We start from the raw sequence: 1,708 nt of genomic DNA on the forward strand, positions 1-1,708 counted from the left end.
GATAAGGGAGCCCTATATCCATCCCGGCGTGAAATAATATTACAAGTCCGAGATCAACAGCCAATTCATATATCGGATACATTTTTTTATCATCAACAAAAAATTTCTGGTAATCAGGGTGTAGTTTAATACCTTTTATACCCATTTCCTTCAGTCTTAAAAGTTCATCCTTCCAATTCTCATTTTCAGGGTGAACACTTCCAAAAGCTACAATACTATCATCCTGTATGCAGGATGACCATGTATTTATTTTTTCTGTTTGTGAAGGTTTTGTTGCTATGGAAAGGACAACTGATTTATCAATACCAGCCTTTTTCATAGACTCCTTTATGTTATTAACAGTTCCATCAAGCCTTGCCTCAATCTTCGCACGTTTTGCCAACTGACCCATGACTATTGTATTGTTGTTTGCATCTACTGATGTTTCTGTCTTTGTTTTTACCCTGTTCAGTTCATCGTAGATTCTCTGCGTTGTGACTCTGCTCTTTAAAACCCCATTTTCCTTTGTCTCAACTATTATCTTTTTGAGATTTCCGTTTCCGTCATATCCCATGTCAGTTGATTCATTCGGCACTGTTATCTGTACATATGTGCTGCTATCGCCTGTAAACTGGCTTATCATCCTTCCATGGCAATCATATTCATAAGTTGTATTTTTCCCATTCCTGTCGAGCTTTTCCATCAGCTCTCCTGTGGGTGTATACTCATAAGTTTCAGTCTTTGATGCTACTCCTATTCCGTTTGGATCACATACCCTTTTGAGTTTTCCAGATGCGTTGTTACATAGCCTCCAAGGTTCTGTTCCTTTAATGTTCCGTCTATATAGTAGGTGTCATGAAACACGTGTAGAATGTCAAGACCCTCCGGCTCGAAAAAAATGCACCAATTCAACTAACTCTGGAAAGAACCTGTTTACCGCTTACTTTTTATAAATTAATACAAAATAAAGCCCGGTAACTATTTTGGTAGCTACGGGCTAAGCTAGACTGTCATATATATACATTCGTTAAGTGCAGTATATATTTTATGGTTGTCTCCCAAAAAGTTTTTCTTACTTTTTGGGAATCAACCATTTTATACATTCTTGCAAGATTTTTAATTATTTCGGCTAGTCAGTACATTATTCTGTAACAACTTTATCCAATCGAAAGAATTGCCCCTTAACTACTAAAGTTGTTAAACCGACAATTCCTGTTGTTGCTTTGATTTTGTTAAAATATCTGTAAACTTTAATGTAGAGGTACTGGCTTAAACAAACTATGCCTTTTTCAGTGGTCGAACTGTCCATTGTGTTCACATCTTACCTTTGCTTTAGTACATGGACAATAATTTCCATGAATTAATGACAATTTCGTTTGCCTTAAAATCACCAGTATTATTAAGATACCCCACAGAACCATATTTTTGCATTAGTGCTAGATATTCTTGTTCGGTAATGCTTACTTCCTTACCATTGATATCCTTCATGTGGCTATATGAAATGTCGTCCGGTTTATTGTAATCATTGATTTTGCCATGTGTGTAAAGTTTGTCAAGCGTTATTAATGTCTCGTTCTTATCAATCATATAGAAATCCTCCTCAGCATAATCATTGTGTGTTCCCGAAATTTTTTCAATGACAGGATTATCATTTTTGTCCGTAAAGAAGTTCAGCTGGCTCACACCACATACTTGAATGAGTGATACAGGCTTATCATCTCTCAAACCG

General features: G+C 36.3%; 4 protein-coding genes. All 4 read right to left on the reverse strand.

The window, feature by feature from the left end:
- The coding region (locus ACECE_RS30595) for an amidohydrolase family protein (RefSeq protein WP_010681103.1) at positions 1-682 on the reverse strand (682 nt) is incomplete at its 3' end.
- Positions 683-732: 50 nt separating this feature from the next.
- Entirely contained in the window at positions 733-891 is a 159-nt protein-coding gene (locus tag ACECE_RS32585; RefSeq protein WP_162862516.1) for a hypothetical protein, read from the reverse strand.
- Between the two features lie 229 nt (positions 892-1,120).
- Complete coding sequence (locus ACECE_RS31055) at positions 1,121-1,297, reverse strand: hypothetical protein (protein ID WP_162862517.1); 177 nt, start codon at positions 1,295-1,297, stop codon at positions 1,121-1,123.
- A gap of 14 nt (positions 1,298-1,311) precedes the next feature.
- Positions 1,312-1,708: hypothetical protein (locus tag ACECE_RS27175; protein WP_010681104.1), on the reverse strand; the 397-nt coding region annotated here is incomplete at its 5' end.

The organism is Acetivibrio cellulolyticus CD2 (assembly GCF_000179595.2).
Lineage (GTDB): Bacteria > Bacillota > Clostridia > Acetivibrionales > Acetivibrionaceae > Acetivibrio > Acetivibrio cellulolyticus.